Here is a 21,121-nt window from a genome sequence, read left to right as displayed (position 1 = left end):
GGCGGTAACTAAATATGCGTGCAAAAAAGACCCGCATCAGCGGGTCTCGGGTTCTAGTCGGGGGGGTGGCTCACGACCCTGAGGCAGAGGGTGGTGTCTGCGTGAAGAACAGTTCTTTGGCCTGTTGCGGGCTGATCTCACTGCGATAGACCGCAATCAGTTCATGATTGCTGGTTGTTGCACGCCAATCGAAGCGCCCCTTCAATAATCGTTGGTCACGGGTTTTCAGGTGGGCCGCCGTATACGAGTCGACAGGAGCCGTGGGCCCGGAGTAATGGAAGTGCGCGTACCACAGCGGCTTTCTGGTTTTTCGGTCAAGAATTTCGTATTCCTGAAGATAATCCTTCCCTGGGCCTTTGAGTCGTTTGCGTTCGCTGTTGCGGACGATGTCGACAACGTTCTTGCTCCGTAACCACTCGATGCGTGCGGCAGTGGGAGGTTGCAGTTTGATCATTTCAACCCGGGCCATATGAGCCTCTGAATAAAGCCGCGTTACCGCTTCGGTGAGCTGTTTTTTCAGGGTTTTGGCTGAATCCGAATGAGTGTCCGTGGTGCTACCGGTACTTAATGCCTCCTCAATGCCGTCGACTGCACGCTTCAGCTTCCCGGCTTGCTGTTGGAACATGTCCTCAATTTCTACCGGAATCCTGTTCGGGCGCTTTGCGTGTGCCCTGGTTCGTTGGATGAATGTTTCCAGATCATCCAATAGAGTCTGTCCGAACGTTATCCGGGCACCCAGGCCCGGCTTTGGTTCGATTGCTGGCACGGGTTTTCCGGTCGTACGTTCAAGCCAGACGCCGGGCGTTTTCTCATGAAAGGTTGCAATGATTTTGCCTGTCATCGGCTCGGTGACGTCGACCAGAATCTCATCGACTGGCGCGTTCTTGCGGACTTCACCGACAACGATGCCTTTGTAACGGGTCTTGATGATTTTTTTGCGCGGCGGTGCCGCGACTTGTGAGGGGGCAGGCTTGGGTTCCAGGGCTTCTCGCTCGCGAAGCAACTGCGCCAGGTAGTTGACCGTGGCCTGATTGAACTCATTGGTTCGCTCTCGCAGACGGTCAAACTGCTGCTGGAGAAGCAGCTCGGGGTAGTCAGTTGCAAAGTCGCCAAGGCGCTGGTCAATGTCTGCGAACTGATCTACCAGAGCATTGAGTGTTTCGATGCGTTCAGAAAGATTGAGTTCGTCTTCGGCGAGGAGCAGGTCCAGGGATGCCTGAATGGTCAGGTCGGTGTCCTCGCCGATACGCTCCATGGCGAGCCTGGCTTCGGACATGGTTGGCGTATTGCTGTCTTTCAAGCACAGTACTTTGGCAAGGGTGACTTGGAATGCTTTCAAGTCCTGCACAGCAAAGGTGGGTAATTTCTGCTGGTATTGCTGAGTCAGTTCAGCGGCGTTCTTGCCAAGCATGCTCAGTTCCTGGAAGCGCGAGTGCGCAAACTCGATTTTGCTGATGAGCACTTCAGTACGGTCGGTCATTTTCTGCAGCGTTTCGCGATCCAGCGCCTTTTCCCCTGCATCCGCTTGTTCCAGAAGCTCGAAAGTACGATGGAGCGTCTGGGTATAGGTGCCATGCTGTTGATCGATCCCGGTTTGATTGAAGAACAGCTGGGTGCCCAGCAGTTCGACCATGGCGGTACGGTAATTGGGGACCGTGTCGAGCCTGTTCAGGGTTTTCAATCGGTCGAGCGCAACGTCATAGTCCTTCAGGCGCGTGTCCAGCTTGTCGAGAAACAGCTGGCGCCTGGCTTCAGCAGATGTGCCGGGTGCATTGTTCAGGGCGGCATGGGCGCTCGTAAGCTCGGCGCGTTTGCTGTCCATCTCCAGGTCGAATGCCGCCAGTTGTGTGCGAAGTTCGGTGATGCGCGCTTTGTTCTCGCGTTGCATCTGTTCCCTGCGACTCTTCAAGCCGCCGCCACGCAGTCGTAGCCGGGTATCGATGAACCATTCACCGGCGTTGTTGCTGACCAGCAACGGGCCCGTGCGTACAGGCGATTGTCGGGAGTCAATGATCAGCACATCGTCGTTGTCGTTTACGGCGACCTCAAACCATCGTTCGCCGACGTTGGCGTACCATTTTTGCCCAAGGGGTGAGAGGTGTTGGTTCGGACCTTGCTCGATCACGGGTTGGCCAAGTCTCTCGGGTTTTGGAATCTTGAAGCTATCGAGCAGGTGTCCCAGGCTCAACCTAGAACGGATCAGGGCAGTGTCCGAGTGAAGCGATGTTTCGTGTAGGGCGGGCAGGGTGTCAGTGGCAACGTCGGGTTTGTGGGTCACGCTGACTTTGTCTGGAGTAGATGTCTCTCGTGCCCCGCTGCTATGTGCTGTTACGGTTTTCGAGTGGGCTGTGGCGGCGGATTCGCGTGGTGCGGTTGCATGACTGGCAAGCACCATCGCGAGGGTCAGGAAGACGTCGGTCAAGGCGGCCCACTCGTGCTGGCCATCGGCTTCTTCCCTGGCATCGGCTGCCTGTTGCAAGTCATCCATGATCTGCCAGATCCAGGCGGCCGTACCCACCGTGCGTCCAAGGAAAGGCAAGGCGGCATTGAAGATCATCCAGGCACTTTGCTTGAGTGTGGCCCAACGATTTTCAGCATTCGACACCGATTGCCGGTTCGCCAGAGTGATCAGCGCGCTGGCATTGGCGTTGTAGAGTGTTGGCATGAGCTCGTTTTCGATCACCCTTTCACCGAAGGAAATCGGGCCTGTCATCGTCAGCGGTGTCAGTGGATCGACCAGCAATTGCGACAGGCTCCAGACTGAGGGCAGCTCACCTGGGAAAACGTAGCGGGCGTAATTGGTGCGAGCACTGTCAGGTAACCAGGCAAGCACCGACAGGCGTAATTCTTTCGAATGCTTGATCGCGTACAGAAGGTTCTCGGTGGTGGGGTACTGGATCAGCGCAGGGGAGAGCAATGGCCGATAGAGCAATACCGGTCCGGCGCCCTGAACCCTGGGGCCGATCACGAACATGTTATCGACCTCATCGGGCGTAGCGTCTGGTTCCAGACTCGGGAAAAAGGCCAGCGGGCGCATGACGACCTCATGTCCATCCACTTGGCGGTTTTGGCTGGAAGACTCCATGACGGCGGCCACGTATCGATAACCCTGCTCATCGATACCAGCCTCGCCGCGGATTTTGTTTTGCAACGCCAGCAGTGGCAGTTGCAGGCGCAAATGACGGGTGTAGAGATTTTGTCTGCGCTGTGAGTCCAGAGTGGCGTCGATCAATAGTCGCTTGATGAGTGCGGGGTAGGTCTGGCCGATGTTCACCTGACTCACCAGTCCTTCGAGGTAGGTTGGTGTCATCCATTCCGGGACCGCATCAGCGTTTTTGTATTGCACGACCTTGCTGCCAAGAGGAATCGCAATCAGGTTTTCCAGTGCCAGTTCGGTGAGAGGAATTCTGGTGACATCGGTCTTTCCGGGAAGCACGAATGTGCCCCAGACGACGGGGCTGGTGATGACGATTTCGATGTCTTCGAGTTTCAGCTTCGCCGCATCTGGATGTTCTATGAGCAACTGTCGCCGAATAGCCTGGAGGGTGAAGTCCCGGATCGACGGGATATCGTCCTGAAAGGATTTACCTGCGGCTTCGGCTTGCAGTAGCGCCAGGTCCATCAAGTATCTGCTGTAGGAGGTGAGATCCGTTGACGAGGCCTTCATTAACCAGGCGGGTAGTAACTCCTGTATTCGAGTGAGGCGCGCATTCTCTTTGGGGCTCAATCCATCGAAGTCGTTCGCGACACTACTGATGTGATACCCGGGTTTGGACACAGGACGTGGAGTGGAGGGGTCTATAACACCTATTGCATCGCTTTGACTGGCAATCATGGTGCAAGCTTGGAGATCGAAAAAGTCGCCGCTCGGCTCAAACAGTCGCCATTGCAAGGCAGTCGCTGGAGTATCGAGATGGGCGAGCAATGACTGGCCCAATTGGTCCAGGGACTCGAACGACTGGAAGTCGTTGGCAATCGAATACGTGAGAATCAGTGTGCGCTTGCCGACAAAACCGATCAGCACAGCAATATCAAGGAGGCGGACGTGTTTCGATGTCTCGCCGTCCTGAATATCCAGATCGATCAGATAGCTTCTACTCAGGTACTTGTCGTGGGGTAGCCGAACAGCCAGGTCCGGGTAATTGAAGAGGTTGCGGGCCATTGCGCACTGATCGTCGTCCCAGCCTTTGACGTTGTCGACATTCCATATCTTGTGCAGCGAGCGAGACAGCTCCCGCCAACGGGGCATCGAAGCGCTTCCAGTCTGGTTCCAGAAGTCCAGCTGTTGCTCTTGATACGCCACGAATAGCAATGGCGCGAGCTCGTTGATCAGGCGTCCGATCGCATCGATTTTTACCGGGAGCTGGATCGGCGGGCCGTCGTGTGGTTGCCGCGAGAGGAAATGTTCGCCATCGATATAGGTCACTGTCGTTTTGCGCAGGCCGTGCCTGACCAGCGTACCTGTGAGTGATTCAACTCGACTGATGCCAGGAACCACTTCCCCCTCGATGATTTGCCATGTCGGCGTAACGACGAAGACGAGAGCAGGATTGATATCCAGTTGCGGATACAGTGCTTTGAGTGCCGGCTGCAGTGCGACTGTGGCGACCTCCCGGATCGAGGGACCGGAGGACAGTTGCCTTAGCAAATCACTGAAGAGGGGGATCGAGGCGCCGGATATCGGCTTGGTCGTTGAACTATCGGGCATGGCCATTTCCTTATGATGTTCTGCTGGCGAATGAGTGCACCGCCGATTGGGCACCTCGCAAGGTAGAGGGCGGGTGGATGGGCCAGGTGGTATTTATTTAGAGCCATAAACAAAAAGACCCGCATCAATGCGGGTCTTCAGTTCAGAGGAGTGTGCGTTTCAGGTGCCCGATTTGATCTTGGTCCAGGCCCGGGTCCGCGCCCGTTCAGCATCGCGAGGCAAGGGTTGCAGGGTGTAAAGCGTGCTCATCGCCGTTTCGGTCGGGTACAGGTTCGGGTTGTTGCGGATCGCTGGGTCGACCATTTCCGTGGCGTCCTTGTTCGGGTTCGGGTAGCCGACGAAGTCGCTGACCGGTGCGATGACCTGGGGTTGCAGCAGGTAGTTGATGAAGGTGTAGGCGTCTTCCGGGTTTTTCGCGCCTTTGGGGATCGCGAGCATGTCGAACCAGATCGGCGCGCCTTCCTTGGGCAGGCGCATGTCGACGATCACACCGTTCTTGGCTTCCTTGGCGCGGTTGGCGGCCTGGGAGAAGCTGCCGGAATACCCGACTGCGACGCAGATGTCACCGTTGGCGATGTCGGCCATGTACTTGGATGAATGGAAGTAGGTGATGTACGGCCGGATCTTCATCAGCAGCGCTTCAGCCTTGGCGTAGTCCGCCGGCTTCTTGCTGTTGGGGTCCAGGCCGAGGTGTTGCAGGGCCAGCGGCAGGATCTCCGAAGGTGAGTCGAGCAGGGCCACGCCGCACTGCTTGAGCTTGCTGATGTTCTCTTCCTTGAAGATCAGGTCCCAGCTGTTCACCGGTGCGTTGTCGCCCAGCGCAGCCTTGACCTTGGCTGGGTTGAAGCCGATCAGGATGGTGCCGTACATGTAGGGCACGGCAAATTTGTTACCTGGGTCGTTGGCTTCGATCAGCTTCATCAGCTTGGGATCGAGGTGGTTCCAGTTAGGCAGTTTGCTGCGGTCCACTGGCTGGAAGACGCCGGCTTCGATCTGCTTGGCGAGGAACACGTTGGACGGCACCACCACGTCGTAGCCGGAGTTGCCGGTCAGCAGCTTGGCTTCCAGCGCTTCGTTGGTGTCGAAGATGTCGTAGACCAGTTTGGTCTGGGTGTTCTGAGCCTTGAAATCTTCCAGGGCTTTGGGGGTGATGTAGTCGAACCAGTTGTAGACCCGCAAAGTACGTTCTTCAGCATGGGCGGCGCCACTGAGCAGCGTGGCGCAGAGCGCTGGAGCGATAAGACGCTTGAGTCTGTTCATTCTTCTAATTCCTCATTGGGCGCTTTCAAAACCTTCGAGAACATTCACGGCGTTGATGCCGATTTCTTCTACCGCGTAACCGCCTTCCATCACGAACAGCGTCGGCTTGCCGAGGCCCGCGATGCGCGCGCCCATCGCCAGGTAATCCGGGCTGTCGAGTTTGAATTGGGAGATGGGATCGTCCTTGAACGTATCGACGCCCAGGGACACGACAACGATGTCGGCGCCGTACGCTTCGATCTCTTTACAGGCTTGTTCCAGCGCGGCGCTCCAACGGTCCCAAGCACTGCCGGCGGGCAACGGGTAGTTGAAGTTGAACCCTTCGCCTGCGCCTTCACCGCGTTCGTCTTCGTAGCCGAGGAAGAACGGAAACTCGGCTTCTGGATGACCGTGGATCGAGGTGAACAGCACGTCGCTGCGTTCGTAGAAAATCGATTGAGTGCCGTTGCCGTGATGGTAATCGACATCGAGGATCGCGACCTTTTTGTGGCCCTGATCGAGGAACGCTTGAGCGGCGATGGCAGCATTGTTGAGGTAGCAATAGCCGCCCATCAAATCGCTGGCGGCATGGTGTCCCGGTGGACGGCACAGGGCGAAGGCACTGCGGGCGCCGCGCTGGATCGCCGCTTGGGCCGTGAGGGCAACTTGCGCCGCGCTGTACGCTGCTTGCCAGGTGCCGGCGGTAATCGGTGCGCCGCCGTCGAAGCTGTAATAGCCGAGCTGGCCGTGCAGGCTGGTGGGCATGATTCGGCGCAAGGTGCGGGCCGGCCAGGTGTAGGGCAGCAAGTCGCCCTCGGTATTGAATGCGGTCCAGCGCGCCCAGGCGCCTTTGAAGAAGTCGAGGTAATCGCGGCTGTGGATGCGCGCGATCGGATCAAGGCCAAAGTCTTTCGGCACTTCAACCGGGCCGAGGTTCTGGTCCTTGACCCGTTGCAATACGTGATCGGCCCGTGAAGGCATTTCGAAGCAGGGCATCAATTGCCCGTCCATCAATTCACAACGGCCGTGATGCAGGTGGTGATCGTCCGAGTAGATCGTCAGCATTGTTGTTCTCCGCAGGCTGATTCGGTTTGAACACAGTCTTGCGGCAGGCGACGTTTGGGAGAACGGCAGGAAAGGCCAAAAGGGGATCTATGTGGCCAAAACATTTGACCGAAATTCGCCCCTCTGTGGCGAGGGAGCTTGCTCCCTCGCCACATGGGCGGCTCAAGGCCGGAACTGGCTCGGTGCCACGCCACTCCAGCGCACAAACGCATGCCGGAAGCTCGCGGTCTCGCTGAAGCCCAGTGCTTCGGCGATTTGATAGATCGGCAGTTGATCCTCGCAGAGCATGCGTTTGGCCTGTTCGAATCGCAGTTCATCGAGCAGTTCCTGATAGCTGCATCCCAGATCCTTCAGATGGCGGCGCAGGGTGCGCGACGAGCAGTTCAACTGTTCGGCCAACCCGTCCAGGCCTGGTGCCGCGCTCAGTTGTGCAGCGAGCAATTGGCGGATGCGCCCGAGCCAGGCCTGACGCCCGGTGAACTCGGTGTTTTGCTTGCGGCAGCGTTCGGCCATGGCTTGGTGGGTGATGGCGTCGGCCAGCGGCAGGGGGTGTTCGAGCCAGCGCTTGTCGAAGGCAAATCCGTTGGACGCTGCATCAAACTGCAACGGACAGTCGAAACGCTCGCTGTAGCGCGCCTGATAGTCCGGTGCCGGGTAATCGAAGCGAGCGCCAAGCAAAGGCAGGGGGTGGCCGAGCAGGTCTTCACAGGTGACCTTCATCGAGACCAGGCAAAACTCGACATTGAACGGTGCCAGCGCGGGATTTTCCCGATAGTCGCCCGCGGTGAGCCAGATGCGCTCGCCATCCTCCTCCAGGCTCAACTCGAACAGTGTTCCCAATAGCGCCGGATAGTGCAGCGCCAACTGCAAGGCGTCACCTAAAGTGGCGCTGGTGAGTAAGGCGTACCCGAGCATGCCATAGGACGAAACGTGCATCCGCCGGCCCAACTCCAGACCGATATCGCGGCGCAGCGCGACGGCATTGGCGCACACCAGCATCTCTTGATTGGTGGTGATGCGCGTGTCCGCCCGGCTCAGATCAGCCGCGCTGATGCCGCTGCCAGCCAATAACGCCTCGCTGGACAGGCCTTCGGCCTTGAAGGTGTTGAGCACCAGGGAGACGGCGTTGAGGGTGGTGAGGTGGGAGTGGAGCATGGAGTCTTCCAGCGTCGAGATGCTGGAACGGGAGCAAGTTATGTGCCCAACAACGATCTTGTGGGAGCGGGCTGCGGCGAGGGGGCTCCCACAAGATTATGTGTTGTGTCAGCTCAGTTCGCCACACAGGTCAAGTTCGACCAGTCGCCGAACTTCAGTGGTTTCAAGCCCTGCACCGAGCAGCCCATGCAACTTGCCGAGCGCCGCCTCGCGAGTCATGCCGCCACCGGACAACAGGCCGGCATCGCGCAAGCGGCTGCCCGCCTCATACACGTCGAGCTTCACGCCACCTTCATGACATTGGGTGACCGCAACCACTACCACGCCATTGTCTCGTGCCCGTTCCAGGCTGGCGATAAACCCGGGGTTGTCGCTTGGTCCGGTACCGCTGCCATAACATTCCAGCACCAGACCCTGAATACCGCTGTTGAGCAGGCCATCCAGTTGCTCGGCGCCGATGCCGGGGAACAACGGCAGCACCGCGACCTTCGCCAGTTGCTTTGGCTGGTTGTAGTTCAGTTGGGCAGGTATCGAGGAAGCTTTCACGCCGCCGCCCTGACGCTCCAGTCGCTTGAACGGATGACGACCGAAACTGCGAACCTTGGCGCAGCGGGTCGGGTCGAGCAGTTCACCATGGAAATACAGATGAACACCCGGTGCGAGGCCTTGGCCAAGGGCAGCCAGTGCGCCGCTGATGTTTTCCCAGGCATCACTGTCGGTCACGCCGGCCGGCAGCATGGAGCCGGTGAAACAGACGCGGGCGTTCAGGCCGAGCAACTGGAAGCTCATTGCCGCGGCGCTGTAGGCCAGGGTGTCAGTGCCGTGCAGGATCAGCACGCTGTCGCAGCCCTGAACGTCGACGGCGTCGACCACCGCTTCACGCAATTGCTGCCAGTACGCAGGCGTCATGTTGGCGCTATCGATCAGCGGCGACATCTCGCGAAAGCGCCACTGCGGCACTAGCAGCTCGGGCTGGCTGTGCAGGTAGTCGCGCATCCGCGCTTCGAAGCCGGACGCCGGGGCCAGGCCATGGGCACTGGCTTGCATGCCGATGGTGCCACCGGTGTAGAGCACCATGACGTGCTGCGCGGCAGGGTAGGTCGAGGAATTCATGGAGGTTCTCCGAAAACGATGACTTGTGGGAGCGAGCCTGCTCGCGATTGGACTTCAGGCTCGACACCAAAACAACGTACGACCGAGCATGACGCTGGTCGTACGTTGTGTCACGCGGGCGCAGGGGATGCGCCCGGTTTTTTACCGATCAGCGTTGCGCTGCGGTCACGCCGGCAGGCTGGGCCTGTGGCTGAGAGGTGACGGCTGGCGGATTGGCCGGCCAGGCTTTCAGGTCCAGGTCCAGGTCGGGGAACTTGCTCGAATCGAACACTGGGGTCTTGATGCCGGCGGCACGCTGGTCATCGTAGTCACGCAGGATACGCATGCCGACCTTGAACAGCAGGAACAGCGCGATCAGGTTGACGAATGCCAGCAGGGTCATGGTGATGTCGGCGAATGCGAACACCGTGCCCAGGTTCTCGATGGCACCCCAGAAGATCAACGCCAGTACCAGCGCGCGGTAGCCCATCAGCGCCTTGCGGTTTTCACCGACCAGGAAGCGCAGGCTGTTCTCGCCCAGGTAGTAGTTGTAGAGGATCGAGGTGAACACGAACAATGCCAGCGCCACGGAGATGAACATCCGGCCCCAGTCACCGACCACTGCAGCCAGGGAGTTCTGGGTCAGGGCGATGCCGTCACCTTCGAAACCCGGGGTGTAGAAGCCCGACAGCAGGATCAGCAACGCGGTGCAGGTGCAGATCACGAAGGTATCGAGGAACACGCTGAACGCCTGAACCACGCCTTGCGCGACCGGGTGCTCGACCGCGGCCACAGCGGCCACGTTTGGTGCACTGCCCAGGCCCGCTTCGTTGGCGAACACGCCACGCTTCACGCCCATGACGATGGCGCTGCCGATCAGGCCGCCGAACGCCTGGTCCAGACCGAAGGCGCTTTTGACGATGGTCATCAACATGCCCGGAACGTGGTCGAACTGCAGCACGATCACGTAGATGGTCACGCCGATGTACACCAGGGTTTTCACCGGTACCAGCAGGTCAGCGACCTTGGCGATCCGCTTGATACCGCCGATGAACACCAGACCCAGCAATACCGCCAGGGCCAGCCCGGTGTAAGTGGTGTCGAGGCCGAAGGCGCTATTCAGCGAGTGAGTCACGGCGTGGGATTGCAGACCGTTGAAGGCGAAGCCGAAGGTCACCAGCAGCAGCACGGCCATAACCATGCCCAGCCAGCGTTTCTGCAGGCCGTGCTGGATGTAGTAGGACGGACCGCCTCGGAACTGGCCTTCGGAGTCGCAGCGCTTGTAGAGCTGGCCGAGGGAGCATTCGAAGAAGCTGCTGGACATGCCGACCAGCGCAGTCACCCACATCCAGAACACCGCACCGGGGCCACCGAGGGTCACGGCGATACCGACACCCGCGATGTTGCCCGCACCGACACGGCCGGCAAGGCTGAGCATCAGGGCCTGGAACGAGCTGAGTTGACCGGCGCTGCTGCGCAGGCTGTCGCGGAACACCGCGAACATATGGAAGAAGTGGCGCAATTGGACGAAACGCGAGCGGATCGTGAAGTAGCTACCGAGCCCGACAATGAGCGCGATCAGTACTTTCCCTGAGAGGAAGTCGTTGATGACTTCGAGCATGGATTATTCCTCGCTATTTTTTGTGTGTGCGAATACTGGGTGGTCGACACATCGCGTTACACCGGAGTGTGCGTGGCACAACTGGTGGGTCGAAGGTTCGTCCCTGTTCCATTTCGCGGGTTGTTATTAGTTCGGGTTCGCATGGGTTTGGGTCTCGTTATCGACGACCGCTCACGCGAAGAGGGCCGGCACTATACATAGGAGAGTGCCGTCCGTCTGCACAGTTGTGGTGCAAGCGACGAAACAAAAGCGCTGCAAAATCAAAAAATCGCAGCCTTCGGCAGCCTCTACGGGTCTCTGTCAAACCCGGTAGGAGCTGCCGAAGGCTGCGATCTTTGCGGTACTGAAAACATTCAACATGTTCGTAAAATCCGCAAAAGTGTTGAAAAAAAAGGGCTTGAGGGAGTAAATCCCCAAGCCCTCAAAAGGTGAGAGGTGTCTAGTCCCTCGACCTGGTGAGCGTGCTCTTCAAAAGAGCCTGCGTTTGGTCAAGCCTTCAAAGGCACCAGACGCGGAGCAATCATATTTTCCGGGCGCAGGATGTCGGCGAGCATTTCTTCGTCGAGCAAGCGTTCTTCGCGCACCAGTTCCAGCACGCCGCGTCCGCTTTCAAGGGCGACACGGGCAATGCGGGTGGCGTTTTCATAGCCGATGTACGGGTTCAGCGCGGTGACCAGGCCGATCGAGTGTTCGACCAGCTCACGGCAGCGCTCTTCGTTGGCGGTGATTCCGACGATGCAGTGTTCGCGCAGCATGTCCATGGCACGTTGCAGCAGGCGGATTGAGTCGAAGATCTTGAAGGCGATCAGCGGCTCCATCACGTTCAGTTGCAGCTGGCCGCCTTCGGCCGCGATGGTCAGGGCCAGGTCGTTGCCGATGATCTGGAACGCCACCTGGTTCACGGCTTCAGGGATAACCGGGTTGACCTTGCCTGGCATGATCGAGCTGCCTGGCTGACGCGCTGGCAGGTTGATTTCGTTGATGCCGGTGCGTGGGCCGCTGGACAGCAGGCGCAGGTCGTTGCAGATCTTCGACAGCTTGACCGCGGTGCGCTTGAGCATGCCGGAGAACAGTACGAAGGCGCCCATGTCGGAGGTGGCTTCGATCAGGTCGGCGGCTGGCACCAGCGGTTGACCGCTGATCAGGGCCAGACGCTGAACGGCCAGGGCCTGGTAACGCGGGTCGGCGTTGATGCCGGTACCGATCGCGGTGCCGCCCAGGTTTACTTCGGTCAGCAGCTCAGGTGCCAGGGACTTCAGGCGCGCCAGGTCTTCGCTCAGGGTAGTGGCGAAGGCGCGGAATTCCTGGCCGAGGGTCATCGGCACGGCGTCTTGCAGCTGGGTACGGCCCATCTTCAGAACGTGGCTGAATTCTTCACCTTTGGCGGCGAACGACTGGATCAGGCTGTCAAGGCTGGCCAGCAACGCGTCGTGACCCAACAGCAGACCCAGGCGAATGGCCGTCGGGTAGGCGTCGTTGGTCGACTGCGCCATGTTCACGTCGTTGTTCGGGTGCAGGTACTGGTATTCGCCCTTGCTGTGGCCCATGGCCTCCAGCGCGATGTTGGCGATGACTTCGTTGGCATTCATGTTGGTTGAAGTGCCAGCGCCGCCTTGAATCATGTCCACCACGAATTCTTCGTGGAAATCGCCGCGGATCAATCGGGCACAGGCTTCGCTGATGGCAGCGTGCTTGGCTTCGCTCAGGTGACCCAGCTCGCGGTTGGCGTCAGCGGCGGCCTGTTTGACCATCGCCAGACCAACAACCAGTTTTGGGTAATGCGAAATCGGAACGCCGGAGAGACGGAAGTTGTTCACCGCTCGCAGGGTCTGGATGCCGTAATACGCTTGAGCAGGTACTTCGAGTACGCCAAGCAGGTCTTTTTCTGTGCGGAAAGATGCAGCGGAGGACATGATAGAAATCATCTCGATATGGACCCGGTCTATGCCGGAACAGCGCGAATGCTAGGCTTGCGAAGAATTTTGAGCCAATGCTGTTAAACACTAGCCTATGCATATTCGGCATAATGCCCATGTGACGCCGCGTATGTGGCGAACGTGTGACCTGAATTGGTGCATGTCCGGGAGGGCGTGATGAATCTGGAAAGCAAATGGCTTGAGGACTTTAGTGCCCTAGCCGCCACCCGCAGCTTCTCCCAGGCAGCTGAACGACGCTTCGTGACCCAGCCTGCCTTCAGCCGGCGGATCCGTAGCCTCGAAGCCGCGCTGGGGCTGACCCTGGTCAATCGCTCCCGCACCCCGGTCGAACTGACGGCGGCGGGGCAGCTGTTTCTCGTGACCGCGCGAACCGTGGTCGAACAGTTGGGTGAAGTGCTGCGCCACCTTCATCACCTGGAAGGCGGGCAGGGCGAGGTGATCCAGATTGCCGCCGCCCACTCCCTGGCGCTGGGCTTCTTTCCGCGCTGGATCGCACAATTGCGCAACGAAGGGCTGAACATCGCCACACGGCTGGTGGCCACTAACGTCGGCGATGCGGTGCATGCGCTGCGTGAGGGCGGGTGTGATCTGATGCTGGCGTTCTATGATCCGGACTCCGCGATGCAAATGGACCCAGAGATTTTCCCGTCGCTGCATCTGGGGGACACCGAAATGCTCCCGGTGTGCGCGGCCGATGCCAATGGAAAACCATTGTTCGACCTGGAAGGCGAGACCAGCGTGCCTTTGCTGGCCTACAGCGCCGGGGCATTTCTCGGGCGATCGGTGAACGGCTTGCTGCGTCAGCGTGCGTTGCGTTTCACCACGATCTACGAAACCGCCATGGCCGACAGCCTGAAAAGCATGGCGCTGGAAGGTCTCGGCATCGCCTGGGTGCCGCAATTGAGCGTGCGTGCCGAACTTGCCCGGGGCGAACTGGTGATCTGCGGCGGCCCGCAATGGCATGTGCCGCTGGAAATTCGGCTGTATCGCTGCGCGCTGGTGCGCAAGGCCAACGTGCGTTTGTTGTGGCGCAAACTTGAGGGCGGTGCGGCTCAGGGCACAACGGGTTCCTGAGGACAATGAAAACCCTGTTGGGGCGGCGGGCTTGCCCGCGTTTGCGGCGTGTCAGGCAGCATCATGTCTGCTATGCCGGCCCCATCGCAGGCAAGCCAGCTCCCACAGGGATATGTGGTGGATTTGATTGACCTTGAGGTCAATAAAACCGGCGCTTTGCGCCGTATGACAGATGGTCGTATGGGGGGCTGTTTATCTGCTTCATTGAGGTATACTGCGCGGCCTTCGGCCGGTTTGACTGGCCATAATTCGTACAATCAAGCCACGCATTTTGCGTGGCTTGTTGTTTTTTGACGCGCCCGCGGGCGCCCAGAGAGAAGAGGCACGACGATGAGCGCACTGGTTGGCGTGATCATGGGCTCCAAGTCCGATTGGTCCACCCTTAGCCACACCGCCGATATGCTGGAAAAGCTCGGCATCCCTTACGAGGTGAAAGTGGTCTCTGCCCACCGCACCCCGGACCTGCTGTTCCAGTATGCCGAAGAGGCCGAGGCCCGTGGCATCGAGGTGATCATCGCCGGTGCCGGTGGCGCGGCCCACCTGCCAGGCATGTGTGCAGCCAAGACCCACCTGCCGGTGCTGGGCGTGCCGGTGCAGTCGTCGATGCTCTCGGGCGTCGATTCGCTGCTTTCTATCGTGCAGATGCCAGCTGGCATTCCGGTCGCCACCCTGGCCATCGGCAAGGCCGGTGCGATCAACGCAGCCCTGCTCTCGGCGAGCATCCTGGGCGCCAAGCATCCGCAGTTTCATACCGTGCTGAAAAAATTCCGCGCTGAGCAGACAGACAGCGTCCTGGACAATCCAGACCCACGCATCGCCTGAGGTTGTTGACGATGAAGATCGGTGTAATCGGTGGCGGCCAGTTGGGTCGCATGTTGGCGCTGGCGGGCACTCCGCTGGGCATGAACTTCGCTTTCCTGGACCCGGCGCCGGATGCTTGCGCAGCCGCATTGGGCGAACACCTGCGGGCCGATTACGGCGATCAGGATCACCTGCGTCAGTTGGCCGATGAAGTCGATCTGGTGACCTTCGAGTTCGAAAGCGTCCCGGCCGAAACCGTGGCCTTCCTGTCGCAATTCGTCCCGGTGTACCCGAGCGCCGAAGCGCTGCGCATTGCCCGCGATCGCTGGTTCGAGAAGAGCATGTTCAAGGACCTGGGGATCCCGACTCCCGCGTTCGCCGACATCCAGTCCCAAGCCGATCTGGACGCCGCCGTGGCCTCCATCGGCCTGCCGGCTGTGCTGAAAACCCGCACCCTGGGCTACGACGGCAAGGGTCAGAAAGTCCTGCGCAAGCCTGAAGATGTGGTCGGCACCTTCGCCGAACTGGGCAGCGTCGCCTGCTTGCTGGAAGGCTTCGTGCCGTTCACTGGCGAAGTCTCGCTGATCGCCGTGCGCGCTCGCGATGGCGAAACCAGGTTCTACCCGCTGGTGCACAACACCCACGACAGCGGCATCCTCAAGCTGTCCGTGGCCAGCACCGACCACCCGTTGCAAGCGTTGGCTGAAGACTACTCCAGCCGGGTACTCAAGCAGCTGGATTACGTCGGCGTGATGGCGTTCGAGTTCTTCGAAGTCGACGGTGGCCTCAAGGCCAACGAGATCGCCCCGCGTGTGCACAACTCCGGGCACTGGACCACCGAAGGTGCCGAGTGCAGTCAGTTCGAAAACCACCTGCGGGCCGTTGCCGGTCTGCCGCTGGGTTCGACGGCCAAGGTCGGCGAGAGCGCGATGCTCAACTTCATCGGCAAAGTCCCGGACACCGAGAAAGTCCTGGCCATCGCCGATTGCCATCTGCATCACTACGGCAAGGCCTTCAAGGTCGGCCGCAAGGTTGGTCACGCCAACCTGCGTTGTGCTGACCGTGCGACGCTTGCCGCGCAGATCCTCAAGGTCGAAGCGCTGATTGCCGAATAGTTTCATGTGGCGGCGGCGGAACCTTCCGAGGCCGCCGTTCTCTGATGGCAGGATGCCAAAGTCTGGCTAGGCTTTAGCCAATTCAATCAGAGGGAAATGCCATGGGAATTATCGGAACCATCTTTATCGGCTTGATCGTCGGCCTGCTGGCTCGGTTTCTGAAACCGGGCGATGACAGCATGGGCTGGATCATGACCATCCTGCTCGGTATCGGCGGTTCGCTGGCGGCCACTTACGGCGGCCAGGCCCTGGGCATTTACCAGGCCGGTCAGGGCGCAGGCTTCATTGGTGCGCTGGTGGGCGCGGTGATATTGCTGGTGGTCTACGGCCTGATCAAAAAGAACTGATTCAAGCGACAAAGCCCTCTCTGCGCCAACACCGGAGAGGGCTAGAATGCTTGGCGTTCCACCGTCCTTTCCTTTGCCGAGCACCTTCATGCGCCGTCTTCTGTTGACTCTTCTCTTCCTGGGCAGTGGTTTGGCCCATGCCGGCGAACTGCCGGAAACCGACTGGCTCGAACTGATGCCAAAATCGGACCAGAAGGCCCTCGAGGCCATGCCCGAAATCGATCACAACTCACCGGAAGCCAATGGCACCTTTACCCAAAAAGGTGGCATGAAGCAGAGCAAGGGCTTGCCGGCGGTGATGTATTCGACCAAGACCGTGCCGTCGATGAACGACAAGCACATCCGCATCGGCGGTTATCCGGTACCGCTGGAATCCGATGCGAAGGGCCGCAGCACATTGTTCTTCCTCGTGCCGTACCCGGGCGCTTGTATCCACGTGCCACCGCCGCCGCCTAACCAACTGGTGCTGGTGCGTTATCCCAAAGGCCTGAAGCTGAATGACATCTACACACCGCTGTGGGTGACTGGCACGCTGAAGATCGAGAAGGTCACCAACGACCTGGCGGATGCGGCGTATGCGCTGGACGCGGCGCAGGTGCGGGTGGTCAAGGAGTCGGATTTGTAGGTTTTTAAATGTGGGAGCAAGCCTGCTCCCACATTTATTGTGTGGTGTTAAAGCGGTTTGCTGGCGATGCTCACGCCCAGGGTATGGCTAGCCCCCGGCGCCAGCGTCACCACATCATCCATCACATTTGCCGTTTCAATGCACAACATGCGCTGCCAGCCATCGTCAGCCATGTCGCTGAACGCGGCCGCACGGTCGATCCACGGGTTCCAGATCACCGCCGAGCGCGAACCGCTGCTGGTCAGTTCAATGCGTCGTTCCCAATGCGGGTCAACGATGCTCAATGTCGGCGGGGTATTCAGATAGATGCGGTCGGTCTCACCGGTAAAACGCAGATCACCGGTCTGAGTGACGGTTTTCCAGTCGTCCAGCGTCTCGATGTAACTCAAGCCATCCAGCCCTTCAACGTGCACGTTGCGCACATCGCTGACCGCGAAATAGCTGTGCAGCGCCTGGCTGATCGTGATGGGTTCAGCGCCCTTGTTGTCGCTCGTCAGGCTGATATGCAACTGTTCATCCAGACGAATGCTCAGTTTCAAGTCCACCTGATGCGGCCAGCCTGGCAGTCCGCCTTCAGGGTAGGGCAGGACGAATTCCACCTTCAGGCTTTCGCCCTCGGTTTCGATGCTGCCCAGTTCCCAGTCCATCGCTCGCACCAGCCCGTGAGCGGTCGGCGGCTCCTGGCTGATGCGCATGGCCTGGACACTCTGCGGGTTGCGCGACAGATTGCCGAACCACGGCCAGCACACCGGCACACCGGCACGAATAGCTTTGCCGGTCTTGAACACCGCCTCGTCGTTGAGCCAGATCAGCGGCGGTTGGCCGGCCAATTGATAGCTGAGGATGTGCGCGCCTTGCTGGGCCACCAGCAATTCGGCCTGACCGTGGCGGATGCGCCAGCAGTTCAGTTCATCCAGTTTCACGGCTTCGACGGTGGGCGTGCTCATGGGGCGACTCTCAATCAGGAACAATGACTGCTATGGACCGCAAAACGGTCACCGCGTTTAACGAGCGCCTTGTTTAACGAGCTCTGGGCGGAACCGAACGAGTGCGGCCGCTGCCGTCGATGGCGACGAACACAAACACGGCTTCGGTGACTTTACGCCACTCGCTGGACAGTGGATCGTCGCTCCAGACTTCAACCATCATCTGAATCGAGCTGCGACCGATTTCCAGGGCCTGGGTATAGAAGGAGAGCTGAGCGCCCACCGCCACCGGCACCAGAAACGCCATGCGATCGATCGCAACGGTGGCCACGCGACCACCGGCAACCTTGCTGGCCATTGCGGTGCCCGCCAAATCCATCTGCGCCACCAACCAGCCGCCGAAAATATCGCCAAAGCCGTTGGTTTCACGCGGAAGCGCGGTAATTTGCAGGGCCAGGTCGCCTTGCGGGATTGGATCTTCTTGTTCGAGCTCTATCATGCCGGGGGTGCCTCTGACCCGTGACTCTTCGTAGGTATAGCGGGTGAGTAGCCGTCTTGGAAAAACGATTCAGCCCCGAACATACTACGTTCGTCACGTTTTTCGTAAGGCGCCTAAAGGGAAACTCTGCGAAATCGGCTGACAGCTGCCAACGACGGTTTCGCACAGCAACCCCTTACAAACCGTTGCAACGTTATGAGTATATCGGTCGGTAGACTCCGAGACGACCATCCGGTTCTCATTTTGACCGTCAAATACGCACCTCTATGTGCTTTTTCGAACAATTTGCTATCGTGCCGAACCTGCCCAAGCCTCCGCCAGCGTTGTTGAGGTTGCAGATCCGACTATAAGAGAAGCCTTGCCATGACCACAGCGCCCTCGAGCATCGCGCAGCCGGCCCAACCCGCACGTCCGCTGACCCGTAACGACTACAAGACCTTGTCGCTGTCTGCCTTGGGCGGCGCGCTGGAGTTTTACGACTTCATCATCTTTGTGTTCTTCGCCACGGTGGTCGGCAAACTGTTCTTCCCCGCCGACATGCCCGAGTGGCTGCGCCTGATGCAGACGTTCGGCATTTTCGCCGCGGGTTATCTGGCGCGGCCGCTGGGCGGCATCGTCATGGCGCACTTCGGCGACCTGCTGGGACGCAAGAAAATGTTCACACTGAGCATTTTCATGATGGCGGTGCCGACGCTGATCATGGGGTTGCTGCCGACTTATGCGCAGATAGGTATGTGGGCGCCGATCCTGTTGCTGCTGATGCGGGTGATTCAGGGCGCGGCGATTGGCGGTGAAGTGCCGGGGGCGTGGGTATTCGTTTCCGAACACGTGCCGCAGCGGCATATCGGTTATGCCTGCGGCACGCTGACCAGCGGCCTGACTGCCGGCATTCTTTTGGGCTCGTTGGTCGCCACCGCGATCAACAGCCTCTATACGCCGGTGGAAGTGGCGGATTACGCCTGGCGGATCCCGTTCCTGCTGGGCGGCGTGTTTGGCCTGTTCTCGGTCTACCTGCGCCGCTGGCTGCACGAAACCCCGGTGTTTGCCGAACTGCAATTGCGTAAGGCCCTGGCCGAAGAAGTGCCGCTGCGCGCCGTGCTGCGTGACCATCGCGGGGCGATTCTGATTTCCATGCTGCTGACCTGGTTGCTGTCCGCGGGGATCATCGTGGTCATCCTCATGACGCCGACTGTATTGCAGACTGTTTACCACTTCCCGCCGACTACCGCGTTGCAGGCCAACAGCCTGGCCATCGTGTTCCTGAGCCTGGGCTGTGTGGCCTCCGGTGCACTGGCTGACCGTTTTGGCGCCGGTCGGGTGTTCGTGTTCGGTAGCGCGTTGCTGCTGCTGACCTCGTGGACCTTCTATCACAGCCTGTTCAATCACCTCGACTGGCTGTTCCCGATGTACGCCTTGACCGGTTTGCTGGTCGGCACCATCGGTGCAGTGCCGTACGTGATGGTCAAGGCCTTCCCGGCAGTGGTGCGCTTCAGCGGCCTGTCGTTCTCCTACAACCTGGCCTACGCCATCTTCGGCGGCCTGACGCCGATGGTTGTCACCCTGCTGCTCAAGGAAAGCCCGATGGGGCCAGCCTATTACGTGGCGATTATCTGCGGCGTCGGGATTGTGGTGGGTGGTTACCTCTGGAAGAAAGGTCGCTAAGCCGCGAAGAACGATGACGCGATATCCCTTCAAAAATCCAAATACTGGCCTTTCATCCAATTGTCATATTTCAGCCATAGAGTGTTCACACGGCCTGCTGATACTTGGCCCCGACTTAACACACCCTATCTGCTAGGAGTAAGGCATGAAACTGAAGCGTTTGATGGCGGCAATGACTTTTGTCGCTGCTGGCGTTGCGACTGCCAACGCGGTTGCCGCTGTTGACCCTGCTATCCCGAGCTACACCAAGACCACTGGTGTGTCGGGCAACCTGTCCAGCGTCGGCTCCGATACCCTGGCCAACCTCATGACCCTGTGGGCTGAGAACTACAAAAAAGAATACCCGAACGTAAACATCCAGATTCAGGCCGCTGGCTCCGCCACCGCGCCACCTGCGCTGACTGAAGGCACCTCCAACCTGGGCCCGATGAGCCGCAAGATGAAGGACACCGAACTGGCTGCCTTTGAGCAGAAGTACGGCTACAAGCCAACCGCTATCCCGGTGGCCGTGGACGCCCTGGCGGTCTTCGTACACAAAGACAACCCGATCCAGCACCTGACCATGGAACAAGTCGACGCGATCTTCTCCTCGACTCGTCTGTGCGGCGCCAAAGCTGATGTGAAAACCTGGGGCGACCTGGGGGTGACCGGCGACCTGGCCAACAAGCCAGTACAACTGTTCGGCCGTAACTCGGTATCCGGCACTTATGGCTACTTCAAAGAAGAAGCCCTGTGCAAAGGCGACTACAAGCCAAACGTCAACGAACAACCAGGCTCGGCTTCGGTCGTGCAGTCGATCAGCTCCTCGCTGAACGGCATCGGTTACTCGGGCATCGGCTACAAGACCGCCAGCGTGAAGACCGTGGCCCTGGCCAAGAAAGGCAGCACTGACTTCATCGAAGACAGCGAAGAAAACGCCCTGAACGGTAAATACCCGCTGTCGCGTTTCCTCTACGTTTATGTCAACAAGGCCCCGAACAAGCCTCTGGCCCCGCTGGAAGCCGAGTTCGTGAAACTGGTTCTGTCCAAACAGGGCCAGGAAGTTGTCGTGAAAGACGGCTACATCCCACTGCCAGCCAAGGTTGCTGCAAAAGCACTGGCTGACCTGGGTCTGGCGGAAGGCGGCGCTGAAGTCGCAAAAAAGTAAAACCCTAGGTCCGGGGTAAACCCGGACCTGTGTAGGAGCGAGGCTTGCCCGCGAAAGCGGTGGGTCGGTCAACATTGATGTTGAATGTAACGACCCCTTCGCGGGCAA

General features: G+C 59.3%; 16 protein-coding genes. 7 read left to right on the top strand and 9 right to left on the bottom strand.

Annotated elements, in window-relative coordinates; translation table 11 throughout:
• Nucleotides 1–70: 70 nt before the first annotated feature.
• The 7 genes from AC30D7_RS01690 to aspA form a co-directional block, all read right to left on the bottom strand.
• Nucleotides 71–4,708, bottom strand: a complete 4,638-nt coding sequence (locus AC30D7_RS01690; RefSeq protein ID WP_490132777.1) for a hypothetical protein — start codon at nt 4,706–4,708, stop codon at nt 71–73.
• A gap of 159 nt (nt 4,709–4,867) precedes the next feature.
• On the bottom strand, nt 4,868–5,968 hold the full coding sequence (locus AC30D7_RS01685; protein WP_490132776.1) for a polyamine ABC transporter substrate-binding protein: 1,101 nt from the start codon (nt 5,966–5,968) through the stop codon (nt 4,868–4,870).
• A gap of 12 nt (nt 5,969–5,980) precedes the next feature.
• On the bottom strand, nt 5,981–7,012 hold the full coding sequence (locus AC30D7_RS01680; RefSeq protein WP_490132775.1) for a histone deacetylase family protein: 1,032 nt from the start codon (nt 7,010–7,012) through the stop codon (nt 5,981–5,983).
• 162 nt (nt 7,013–7,174) lie between these two features.
• On the bottom strand, nt 7,175–8,167 hold the full coding sequence (locus AC30D7_RS01675; protein WP_096479346.1) for an AraC family transcriptional regulator: 993 nt from the start codon (nt 8,165–8,167) through the stop codon (nt 7,175–7,177).
• 108 nt (nt 8,168–8,275) lie between these two features.
• Complete coding sequence (locus AC30D7_RS01670; protein ID WP_490132774.1) at nt 8,276–9,280, bottom strand: asparaginase; 1,005 nt, start codon at nt 9,278–9,280, stop codon at nt 8,276–8,278.
• 148 nt (nt 9,281–9,428) lie between these two features.
• Nucleotides 9,429–10,880: an alanine/glycine:cation symporter family protein gene (locus AC30D7_RS01665; protein ID WP_490132773.1), complete on the bottom strand. Its 1,452-nt coding sequence runs from the start codon at nt 10,878–10,880 to the stop codon at nt 9,429–9,431.
• A 488-nt stretch (nt 10,881–11,368) separates the two neighbouring features.
• Nucleotides 11,369–12,793 (bottom strand): aspartate ammonia-lyase, encoded by a 1,425-nt coding sequence (gene aspA, locus AC30D7_RS01660; RefSeq protein ID WP_007934488.1) that lies wholly within the window; start codon nt 12,791–12,793, stop codon nt 11,369–11,371.
• Between the two features lie 180 nt (nt 12,794–12,973).
• Between aspA and AC30D7_RS01655 the strand changes: the two genes are divergently transcribed.
• The 5 genes from AC30D7_RS01655 to AC30D7_RS01635 all read left to right on the top strand — a co-directional run bounded on the left by AC30D7_RS01655 (nt 12,974) and on the right by AC30D7_RS01635 (nt 16,779).
• Nucleotides 12,974–13,891: a LysR substrate-binding domain-containing protein gene (locus tag AC30D7_RS01655; RefSeq protein WP_490132772.1), complete on the top strand. Its 918-nt coding sequence runs from the start codon at nt 12,974–12,976 to the stop codon at nt 13,889–13,891.
• A gap of 330 nt (nt 13,892–14,221) precedes the next feature.
• Nucleotides 14,222–14,713 (top strand): 5-(carboxyamino)imidazole ribonucleotide mutase, encoded by a 492-nt coding sequence (gene purE, locus AC30D7_RS01650; RefSeq protein ID WP_003196369.1) that lies wholly within the window; start codon nt 14,222–14,224, stop codon nt 14,711–14,713.
• A gap of 11 nt (nt 14,714–14,724) precedes the next feature.
• On the top strand, nt 14,725–15,807 hold the full coding sequence (locus AC30D7_RS01645; protein WP_019580395.1) for a 5-(carboxyamino)imidazole ribonucleotide synthase: 1,083 nt from the start codon (nt 14,725–14,727) through the stop codon (nt 15,805–15,807).
• Between the two features lie 101 nt (nt 15,808–15,908).
• Nucleotides 15,909–16,154 carry a GlsB/YeaQ/YmgE family stress response membrane protein gene (locus AC30D7_RS01640; RefSeq protein ID WP_028940111.1) on the top strand — a complete coding sequence of 82 codons (246 nt, stop codon included), beginning with the start codon at nt 15,909–15,911 and terminating at the stop codon, nt 16,152–16,154.
• An 88-nt stretch (nt 16,155–16,242) separates the two neighbouring features.
• Entirely contained in the window at nt 16,243–16,779 is a 537-nt protein-coding gene (locus AC30D7_RS01635; protein WP_026331809.1) for a DUF3299 domain-containing protein, read from the top strand.
• 47 nt (nt 16,780–16,826) lie between these two features.
• Here AC30D7_RS01635 and AC30D7_RS01630 read toward each other — a convergent pair whose 3' ends face one another.
• Nucleotides 16,827–17,726: a D-hexose-6-phosphate mutarotase gene (locus tag AC30D7_RS01630; protein ID WP_028940112.1), complete on the bottom strand. Its 900-nt coding sequence runs from the start codon at nt 17,724–17,726 to the stop codon at nt 16,827–16,829.
• Between the two features lie 73 nt (nt 17,727–17,799).
• Complete coding sequence (locus AC30D7_RS01625; protein WP_007896491.1) at nt 17,800–18,204, bottom strand: acyl-CoA thioesterase; 405 nt, start codon at nt 18,202–18,204, stop codon at nt 17,800–17,802.
• Between the two features lie 363 nt (nt 18,205–18,567).
• On the opposite strand from AC30D7_RS01625, the gene AC30D7_RS01620 reads away from it, so the two are divergent.
• Both AC30D7_RS01620 and AC30D7_RS01615 read left to right on the top strand, forming a co-directional pair.
• Complete coding sequence (locus tag AC30D7_RS01620; protein WP_490132771.1) at nt 18,568–19,866, top strand: MFS transporter; 1,299 nt, start codon at nt 18,568–18,570, stop codon at nt 19,864–19,866.
• A 145-nt stretch (nt 19,867–20,011) separates the two neighbouring features.
• Nucleotides 20,012–21,013, top strand: coding sequence for a phosphate ABC transporter substrate-binding protein PstS (locus AC30D7_RS01615; RefSeq protein ID WP_018927390.1), 1,002 nt, complete (start codon nt 20,012–20,014; stop codon nt 21,011–21,013).
• Nucleotides 21,014–21,121 lie beyond the last annotated feature (108 nt).

The organism is Pseudomonas sp. DF5 (assembly GCF_058148225.1).
This window is presented reverse-complemented; position numbering and strand designations above follow the sequence as displayed.

Excerpts from the sequence above, each read along its gene's own strand:
- AC30D7_RS01690 (WP_490132777.1), bottom strand. The coding sequence starts at position 4,708 with ATGCCCGATAGTTCAACGACCAAGCCGATATCCGGCGCCTCGATCCCC.
- AC30D7_RS01685 (WP_490132776.1), bottom strand. The coding sequence starts at position 5,968 with ATGAACAGACTCAAGCGTCTTATCGCTCCAGCGCTCTGCGCCACGCTG.
- AC30D7_RS01680 (WP_490132775.1), bottom strand. The coding sequence starts at position 7,012 with ATGCTGACGATCTACTCGGACGATCACCACCTGCATCACGGCCGTTGT.
- AC30D7_RS01675 (WP_096479346.1), bottom strand. The coding sequence starts at position 8,167 with ATGCTCCACTCCCACCTCACCACCCTCAACGCCGTCTCCCTGGTGCTC.
- AC30D7_RS01670 (WP_490132774.1), bottom strand. The coding sequence starts at position 9,280 with ATGAATTCCTCGACCTACCCTGCCGCGCAGCACGTCATGGTGCTCTAC.
- AC30D7_RS01665 (WP_490132773.1), bottom strand. The coding sequence starts at position 10,880 with ATGCTCGAAGTCATCAACGACTTCCTCTCAGGGAAAGTACTGATCGCG.
- aspA (WP_007934488.1), bottom strand. The coding sequence starts at position 12,793 with ATGTCCTCCGCTGCATCTTTCCGCACAGAAAAAGACCTGCTTGGCGTA.
- AC30D7_RS01655 (WP_490132772.1), top strand. The coding sequence starts at position 12,974 with ATGAATCTGGAAAGCAAATGGCTTGAGGACTTTAGTGCCCTAGCCGCC.
- purE (WP_003196369.1), top strand. The coding sequence starts at position 14,222 with ATGAGCGCACTGGTTGGCGTGATCATGGGCTCCAAGTCCGATTGGTCC.
- AC30D7_RS01645 (WP_019580395.1), top strand. The coding sequence starts at position 14,725 with ATGAAGATCGGTGTAATCGGTGGCGGCCAGTTGGGTCGCATGTTGGCG.
- AC30D7_RS01640 (WP_028940111.1), top strand. The coding sequence starts at position 15,909 with ATGGGAATTATCGGAACCATCTTTATCGGCTTGATCGTCGGCCTGCTG.
- AC30D7_RS01635 (WP_026331809.1), top strand. The coding sequence starts at position 16,243 with ATGCGCCGTCTTCTGTTGACTCTTCTCTTCCTGGGCAGTGGTTTGGCC.
- AC30D7_RS01630 (WP_028940112.1), bottom strand. The coding sequence starts at position 17,726 with ATGAGCACGCCCACCGTCGAAGCCGTGAAACTGGATGAACTGAACTGC.
- AC30D7_RS01625 (WP_007896491.1), bottom strand. The coding sequence starts at position 18,204 with ATGATAGAGCTCGAACAAGAAGATCCAATCCCGCAAGGCGACCTGGCC.
- AC30D7_RS01620 (WP_490132771.1), top strand. The coding sequence starts at position 18,568 with ATGACCACAGCGCCCTCGAGCATCGCGCAGCCGGCCCAACCCGCACGT.
- AC30D7_RS01615 (WP_018927390.1), top strand. The coding sequence starts at position 20,012 with ATGAAACTGAAGCGTTTGATGGCGGCAATGACTTTTGTCGCTGCTGGC.